Below are 8,103 nucleotides of genomic sequence, written 5' to 3'. Positions count from 1 at the left end.
CCAGAACAAAACTTGACATGCGTCAAGTCTGCCCTACAGGATGGGTGATACGAGTGAGATCGACCACATGTCCTCAGCCCCAGGAGCTTGCATGACGACCATCAGCACCCCGGAGTATCTGCTCGACCAGGCGAAGCGTCGATTCACCCCGTCGATCAACAACTTTCCCGGCATGGGCGCCCTTGAGCGCAGACTGCTGCGCACCGATTTCCCGCAGACGGTGCTGGCCGAGCCGCCGGCCGGCAGTGGCCTCAAGCCGGTGATGGGCGACGCCGGACTGCCGGTGCTCGGTCACATGGTCGAGATGTTCCGCGGTGGCCCCGACTACCTGATGCACATCTACAACACGAAGGGCCCGGTGTACTACGCCGACTCGCCGGTGCTGCCCGCCGTGGCGGCGCTGGGTCCCGACGCCGCCCAGGCCATCTACTCCAATCGCAACAAGGACTTCTCACAGCAGGGCTGGACTCCGGTCATCGGTCCGTTCTTCCACCGCGGGCTGATGCTGCTGGACTTCGAAGAGCACATGTTCCACCGCCGGATCATGCAGGAGGCGTTCGTCCGCACCCGACTGGTCGGTTACACCGAGCAGGTCGACACCGTCGTGTCGAAGGTGATCGACAACGACTGGGTCGCCAACGACCCGAGATTCCTGCTCTACCCCGCGATGAAGCAGATGACCCTCGACATCGCCTCGATGGTGTTCATGGGGCATGAGCCCGGCACCGATCACGAGCTGGTGACCAAGGTCAACAACGCCTTCACCACCACCGTCCGCGCCGGCAATGCGATCATCCGCACCGGCGTGCCGCCATTCACCTGGTGGCGCGGGCTGCAGGCCAGAAAACTCCTGGAGAACTACTTCGAGGCGCGGGTGAAGGAACGCCGCGGGGCCGAGGGAACGGATCTGCTGACCGTGCTGTGTCAGACCGAGGACGATGACGGCAACAAGTTCTCCGACGCCGACATCGTGAGCCACATGATCTTCCTCATGATGGCCGCACACGACACCTCGACCTCGACGGCCACCACCATGGCCTACCACCTGGCCGAGAACCCCGAGTGGCAGGACCGCTGCCGGGACGAGTCCGACCGCCTCGGCGACGGACCCGTCGACATCGAGTCGCTCGAGAAGCTGGAGTCGCTCGACCTGGTGATGAACGAGTCACTCCGGCTGGTTACGCCCGTCCAGTGGGCGATGCGACGGACGGTTCGCGACACCGAACTGCTGGGCTACCACCTACCCAAGGGCACCAACGTCATCGCCTACCCCGGTCTGAACCACCGGCTTCCGGAGTTGTGGACCGACCCGATGAAGTTCGATCCCGACCGGTTCGCCGAACCGCGCAGCGAACACAAGAAGCACCGGTACGCCTTCAGCCCCTTCGGCGGCGGCTCGCACAAGTGCATCGGCATGGCGTTCGGCCAGCTCGAGGTGAAGACGATCATGCACCGGCTGCTGCGCAAGTACCGGCTGGAACCGGCGCGTCCCGGCTACGAGGAGAAGTGGGACTACGGCGGCATGCCGGTGCCGATGGACGGTATGCCAATCATCCTGCGCCCCTTGCGTTAAGCGCTCAGTCGGTTCGCGCAGGCGATGACCGCCCGCAGCGCGGACTGGGTGGCGTCCCCCGCCCACCCCATCGCCCATTCGTCGCGGGCGCCGTCGGTGCCGTGGATGAACGTCGCGACGCCGCCATCCGCTCGAAGCTGGTGGAACTTGAGCGTCTCGACGGCGACGCCACGGTCGTAGAGCATCGCAGTCAGCGCCGCGACGGGCCCGGTGGCTGCGGCCGTCGACGTGCTGATCCGGTCCCCGATGGCGATCGTGGCCTGATAGTTGCGCGCCTGCGGCCCCGATCGGGTCGCGGCGCAGTCGACATCGGTGCACTCCCACTGGCCGAGCCGCAACGGCCCGGACGTCGGGGCGTACGTGGCGTGGAATGCGTCTGAGGACATCGCTTCGGATTCCTCGCGCAGACCCCGCGGCAGCGGCGTGTCGAATTGCGCTGCGAACAGGGGCGTCGCGCCGATTGCGGATTGTGTCGAAGAAGGGGAGAACATGTGCCGGTCTTCTCTTGCCAGAGGGAGTGACCGACGGAGTAGAAACGACCCACAGCGAGGGGTCGGTCCAGATCAGACCCCGCTGCGGGTTTCTACTACGAGAAGACTTCGCACGATCGCCACGCTAGCGGTTCACGCTCTCGATGCGCAAGCGAGTTGATCAGGGCGTACCCGCCGGCCGTGCGCCGACCGGATTGTGCTGAAGGTGCACCGGACCGCTACGGTGGATTGAGGTTTTACTCAATCCATCAACTGTTAGGGCGTCCCGGCGTGCCGCACCGCTTTCCCAACGGCTCCGAGCGACCGCTCTACGAGATCAAGGCGAACCTGTTCAAGGCGCTCGCGCATCCCGCCCGCATCCGGACGCTGGAGATCCTGTCGGCCAACGGCCGTCCGACACCGGTCAGTGAGATCCTGGCGGCGACCGACATCGAGCCGACCCTGCTCTCCCAGCACCTCGCGGTGCTCAAGCGCCATCACGTGGTCAGCGGCAGGCGGGTAGGCAATGCCGTCTACTACGAGCTCGCCCACCCGAAGATCTCGGAGCTGCTCCTCATCGCTCGCACCTTCCTCGCCGACACCCTGTCCGCCCGTCGAGACCAGCTCGACGCGCTGGACGCGCTGCCACCGTTGGCGCTTCCCGAATGATCGGCGCAAACGCACGCACGGTCAGCCGGCTACTCCCAAACCGTTCCGATTACGCCGGCCTGTCGCGATCGTGGCGCAGAGACGTGCTGGCCGGTGTGACCGTCGGCGTCGTCGCACTACCGCTTGCCTTGGCATTCGGCATCAGCTCGGGCGTGGGTGCGGCGGCCGGTCTGATCACCGCCGTGGTCGCCGGCCTGGTGGCGGCGGTGTTCGGCGGGTCGCACGTGCAGGTGTCGGGTCCGACCGGGGCGATGGCAGTGGTGCTCGCGCCGATCGTCACGCTCTACGGGCTCGGCAGCATCGCGCTGGTGACGGTCCTTGCCGGGCTGATCGTGCTGGCTGCCGGCGTCACCGGGCTCGGGAGGGCGGTGACGTTCATTCCGTGGCCGGTGATCGAGGGCTTCACCCTCGGCATTGCGACGATCATCTTCCTGCAACAGGTGCCCGCGGCGTTCGGCGCCGGCGCCCCGGTGGGCCTACGGCCATTGACCGCGGCGTGGGACGTCCTCCGCAACGCCGACTGGGCGATCGCGTCCACCACCCTGGTGCTGGCGGTGGTCGTCGCCACCCTCATGGTCGGGCTACCCCGGTTGCACCGCGCCATTCCCGAGTCGCTGGCCGCCATCGTCGCCGCGACGATCCTGGTGGTGGTCGCGCACCTGCCCGTCGCACGCATCGGCGAACTGCCCTCACACCTGCCGGCACCCGTGTTTCCACACGCCGATCCCGGTGCACTGCGAGCGCTCGTCGGCGCGGCGCTGGCGATCGCTGCACTGGCCGCCATCGAGTCGCTACTGTCGGCGCGCGTGGCCGCCACCATGTCGCCCACCGGGCCCTACGACCCCAACCGCGAGCTGGTCGGTCAAGGCCTGGCGTCGGTGGCCTCCGGCGTGTTCGGCGGCATGCCCGCAACGGGGGCAATAGCGCGTACCGCGGTGAACACGAGGTCCGGCGCACGGACCCGCGTGTCCGCCATCGTGCACTCGGTCGTGCTCATCTGCGTGGTGTACTTCGCGACCGATCCGGTCTCGGCGATTCCGCTGTGTGCCCTGGCTGCGGTGCTGATGGTGACGTCGTTCCGGATGATCTCGGCCACCACGATCGGCAGGATCCTGCGCTCCACCCGCTCGGACGCGCTGATCTTCGTGCTGACCGCAGTCGTCACGGTGTGCTTCGACCTGATCGAGGCCGTGGAGATCGGCGTCCTGGTCGCGGCGGTGTTCGCCCTGCGGTCGGTGGCACGTCGGAGCAGTGTCACCCGCGAGGACCTGCCAGGGCCACGCCGCCCCGGCGACGAGCGCATCGCGCTGCTGCGGCTGGACGGAGCGATGTTCTTCGGTGTGGCCGAACGGATCTCGAACCTGATCACCGATGCCGACCACCCCGACGTGTCGGTGGTCATGATCAGGATGTCGAAGCTGGGGATGCTGGACGCGACGGGAGCGCACACCCTGTCGCGCGTCGCGGAGGAGCTGGAGTCGCGTGGCGTCACCGTGATCATCAAGGGCGTGCAGGCCGAACACATGAACCTGCTGACCAACGTCGGCGTCATCGAGTCGCTGCGCCACGAGAACCACCTCATCGATTCACTGGACGACGCGATCGCGCACGCCCGCACCCACGTGGCCGCGGCGGCCCACTGACTTCCGGGATCATCAGCGCGCCGGGCTTGTCACCGCGCGCACCAGAATCGGTAGGAAGGGCCGGTGGTTGGCGCGACCGTCACGCCGCCGCGGCGGCATGCTGTCGAACGCCGCCGAATACCACTCGGCGCGGTTGGTCACCGTCAGGTCCAGCGTGCGACCGCAGCGGGCCGCGACACCGTGCAGCAGCAGTGCGCCGGTCCGCCCGTTGCCCTCGCGGAACGGGTGAATCTGGTTGAAGTCCACGTAGAGGCGGGCGAGTTCGTAGGCCAGCCGGGGGTCGTCGTAGGACGCGCAGGCATCGACCACCGACCGGGCCGTGTCGCGCACCCGAGCCATTCCCGCTGCGATCGTGGACCGCGGGGCGAAACCCTGCTCGCCGCGACGTAGTTCGCAGGTGCGGTACTGCCCGGCCCACGCATAGACGTCGCCGAACAGATGCCGATGCAGCATGCGAACGTCGAGCCCGTCCGGCTCGGTGGCTTCGACAGGCCTGCACAGCCACAGCACCATCCGGCCCGCGGTCGCGACGAATTCCAGGTCGGCCAGCATCTCTGCGGAATCCGCCCCGAAGTTGTTGCGCAACAGCGTGGTTCCTGGCAGGAGGTAGTGGGGCGCGGGTCGCAGGCTCAGGCGTCGGCGAGGGCGCTGCGGCGCTGGATACCGGTCGCGGAACTTCGCGAGATAGTCGTCGAACGGCACGTCTCCGCGGGCCAGCGCGGTCAGGGCGGTGACGTGCTCGTCGGAGGGACGCCAGCCCTCGAGGCGCTCGGCGGCGACGGCCTGGGCGACGGCGTTATCGCGTGTATCCGGTGTCATGCGTTCGGCGGCGACTCAGCGGAACGTCGACGTCGACGCGAGGTAGGTCAACTTGCGCCTGATGCCGGCCACCTCGCGCGCGACACTGCGCAGCATCGCGCGCTCCTGGGGTGGCGTCTCGGACAGTGCCACCACGTCGCTGACCCGCCGCCCGTCGAGGAACGTACCGGCCCGCGTCCGCCAGCGGAACCGCAGCAGCCACCCGAAGCATTCGCGCAGGCTGGACACGTCGTCGGCGTCGAGCACCTTGGCGGCTGCGGCGTCGTCGAGGCGTGCGAAAGTCGATAACGCGTCCGACCCGGCCGACAGCGCCGCCCACCGCGCGATCTTCACCACCGGATCGATCGCCGCCAGCTTGAGGTCGACGGTGTCCGTGTGCGTGGCGAACACGCGCAACCGCGACGGAAAGGCGGCCCGCACGGCCGTGGCGTCCTGCAGCATGGCCTGGCGGGCCGGATAGCTGCGTCCGGCAGCGGTGACGGTCGGCGCCCGCAGCGCATCGCGGGGCACGTCCGCACTGCTCCACACGCCCGTCGAGTCCGCAAGCAGGCCGGTCATCACCACACCGCGGTCCTCGCCGGGACCGGCTGTCCAGCGCTCGATGCCCTCGGCCCAACTGCTCAGGCGCCGGCAGAATCTCGGCCGGCTGGCCAGCACCCCGTTGGCGTCACCGCGTATCCCGCACCGCTCCAGCAGTGCGTGCACGTCGGCCGCGCGGGCCAGCAGCTCGGTCTTGCCCTCGTCGTCCACCGCGTCGCCGATGGCGACCATCGTCTCGACGTCGGAGCCCGGGGCGGCCTCGCCCCGCGCGACGCTGCCGGAGACGAACCAGGTCCAGTCCGACTGCCCAGGGGCCAGCCGGACGGCGGTGGCCACCCCATGCCGCAGTACCTCCGACCACGCCGCGGCCAGCGCAGGTGCGGGCGTGTGCGCGCGGAGTTCGGCGGCGACGGCACCCAGCGCCCGGTCGATTCCAGCGCGCAGAAGCGCCTCGTCGCTGGCAGCATCGATGTCCCCGATGGTCGCGGCGATCCCGCGACCGGATGGAAGCACAGGCGGCATGCCGACGATTGTTACCCGCCGGGCATCTGGTCACACAGTCGTGACCCGTTCGAGATGCGGGAAACAAGAGTAGACACTAATTTCTATCGTATGACAGTTATTAATCGGCACCCCAGGAGCGCCCCATGACCACGTTCGACCCCGCGATCTCGTCGGCCGAGGACGCGTCGACCCTGGAAGAACTCGGCTACACCCAGGAACTGCACCGCGGCATCGGCGGGTACGCGGCGTTCGCGTCGGGCTTCTCGTTCGTCTCGATCCTCACCACGGTGTTCGCGTTCTTCCCGCTCGGCTTCAATCTGGGCGGTCCGGCGTTCTTCTTCACCTGGCCGATCGTGTTCATCTGTCAGTTCTGCGTCTGCCTTATCTTCGCGGAGCTGTCCGGCAAGTTCCCGGTGGCCGGTGCCATCTACCAGTGGTCACGACGCCTCGCCGGCAACGCGGTCGGCTGGTTCGCCGGCTGGTTCATGCTGATCGGCTACATCGTCAGCATCGCCGCGCTGGCCATCGCCATGCAGACGGTGCTGCCACCGATCTGGAGCGGGTTCCAGGTGATCGGCGGCGACCCCGACCCGCTGTCGGTGAGCGGTGCGACTAACGGCATCATCCTGGGCTCCGTCACCATCGTGCTCTGCACCATCATCAGCGCGGCGGGTGTCGCGTTCATGGGCAAGATCACCGTGACCGGGGTGACGATCGAGATCATCGGCGTGGTGCTCATCGTCGGGGCGATGTTCCTCACCGCCGAACGCAGCCCGGCAGCCGCAGTGCTCGACACCGGTGGCCGCGGGTCGGGGCTCGGCTATGTCGGCGCTTTCCTGGCGTCGATGCTGATGGCCGCTTACGTCATGTACGGATTCGACAGCGCCGCAGAGCTTTCCGAGGAGACGCGGGATCCTCGCCGGACTGCACCCATGGCGATCGTCAACGCGCTGTTGGTGTCGTTCGTCGGGGGCGGGTTGATGATCATCGCTGCACTCATGTCGGCACCGGAACTGGGCGACGACCTCGCCACCGGCGGCATCGCCTGGGTGATCGAGAGCCAGCTCGACACCTGGCTGGGCAAGACGCTGCTGGCTCTCGTTGCCGTCGCCATCTTCTCGGCCACCCTGGCGATCCAGGCGTCGGCGTCGCGGGTGATGTTCTCGATGGCCCGCGACAATCGGCTGCCGTTGGGCAAGTTCCTCTCGAAGGTGAACAAGCGCACCGGCACCCCGGTGATCACCGGGATAGCGGTCAGCACGCTGGCGATCCTGGTGCTGTTGGTCAACATCGGCCAGTCCAGCGTGTTCGCCGCGATCGCGTCAGTCTCGGTGGTGATCGTCTATCTGGCCTACCTGATGGTGACGGTGCCTGCGCTGGTGCACCGGTTGCGTGGCACCAGCCTGTCCTACGGACCGCCGGTGATGGACCTCGGCAAGTGGGGCATCCCGGTGAACCTGATCGCCGTGGTGATGGGCGGTCTGCTGGTGGTCAACATCGGCTGGCCGCGCCAGGAGGTCTACGACCCGGCGGGTACGTCGTGGTTCCTGCAGTACTTCGCGGTGATCTTCGTCGCTCTCACGCTCGCCGTCGGGTACTTCGCCTATCACGTGGTCAAGGACCGCGACGGCGCGCCCGACCCGGTCGACGCGCTGGTCGGCAAGAAGAAGCCCACGTAGCGATTTCGGCGCGGGAACGTTCGCTCAGCGATCGAAAACGCACCCAAATCGCACGGCCGTAGCCTGGCGGCGATGACTTTTTGGGAAGCGGTGCTGCTCTTCGTCGCCGGAATCGGGGGCGGCCTGGCGGGCAGCGTCGCCGGGCTGGCGTCGGTGTCCACCTATCCCGCCCTGCTCCTGGTGGGGCTGCCACCGGTGGCCGCCAA

General features: G+C 67.8%; 7 protein-coding genes and 1 pseudogene. 5 read left to right on the top strand and 3 right to left on the bottom strand.

The window, feature by feature from the left end:
• Positions 1 to 91 precede the first annotated feature (91 nt).
• Positions 92 to 1,573 (top strand): cytochrome P450, encoded by a 1,482-nt coding sequence (locus QOC69_RS34075; protein ID WP_526446926.1) that lies wholly within the window; start codon positions 92 to 94, stop codon positions 1,571 to 1,573.
• Here QOC69_RS34075 and QOC69_RS34070 read toward each other — a convergent pair.
• Entirely contained in the window at positions 1,570 to 2,064 is a 495-nt protein-coding gene (locus tag QOC69_RS34070; RefSeq protein ID WP_526446924.1) for a homocitrate synthase, read from the bottom strand. The two genes, QOC69_RS34075 and QOC69_RS34070, sit on opposite strands and share 4 nt — an antisense overlap.
• Positions 2,065 to 2,334: 270 nt before the next feature.
• Here QOC69_RS34070 and QOC69_RS34065 point away from each other — a divergent pair, with 270 nt between their 5' ends.
• Positions 2,335 to 2,712 (top strand): ArsR/SmtB family transcription factor, encoded by a 378-nt coding sequence (locus tag QOC69_RS34065; RefSeq protein ID WP_526446922.1) that lies wholly within the window; start codon positions 2,335 to 2,337, stop codon positions 2,710 to 2,712.
• Positions 2,709 to 4,355 (top strand): SulP family inorganic anion transporter, encoded by a 1,647-nt coding sequence (locus tag QOC69_RS34060; protein ID WP_526446920.1) that lies wholly within the window; start codon positions 2,709 to 2,711, stop codon positions 4,353 to 4,355. The genes QOC69_RS34065 and QOC69_RS34060 overlap by 4 nt, the downstream gene beginning before the upstream one ends.
• Positions 4,356 to 4,367: 12 nt before the next feature.
• Here the strand turns inward: QOC69_RS34060 and QOC69_RS34055 are convergent, their stop codons facing one another.
• On the bottom strand, positions 4,368 to 5,174 hold the full coding sequence (locus QOC69_RS34055) for a Fic family protein (RefSeq protein ID WP_526446918.1): 807 nt from the start codon (positions 5,172 to 5,174) through the stop codon (positions 4,368 to 4,370).
• A 15-nt stretch (positions 5,175 to 5,189) separates the two neighbouring features.
• Positions 5,190 to 6,236 carry a putative nucleotidyltransferase substrate binding domain-containing protein gene (locus QOC69_RS34050; protein WP_526446916.1) on the bottom strand — a complete coding sequence of 349 codons (1,047 nt, stop codon included), beginning with the start codon at positions 6,234 to 6,236 and terminating at the stop codon, positions 5,190 to 5,192.
• A 125-nt stretch (positions 6,237 to 6,361) separates the two neighbouring features.
• Between QOC69_RS34050 and QOC69_RS34045 the strand changes: the two genes are divergently transcribed.
• The gene (locus QOC69_RS34045) at positions 6,362 to 7,897 is read left to right on the top strand and encodes an amino acid permease (protein ID WP_526446914.1); all 1,536 of its coding nucleotides are present in this window, start codon (positions 6,362 to 6,364) and stop codon (positions 7,895 to 7,897) included.
• A 72-nt stretch (positions 7,898 to 7,969) separates the two neighbouring features.
• Positions 7,970 to 8,103: pseudogene (locus tag QOC69_RS34040) on the top strand (sulfite exporter TauE/SafE family protein); the annotation flags it as partial.

This window comes from Mycobacterium sp. (assembly GCF_032162105.1).
Classification (GTDB): domain Bacteria; phylum Actinomycetota; class Actinomycetes; order Mycobacteriales; family Mycobacteriaceae; genus Mycobacterium.
Note: the sequence above shows the minus strand (reverse complement) of the source record. Positions and strands in the feature narration are given on the sequence as shown.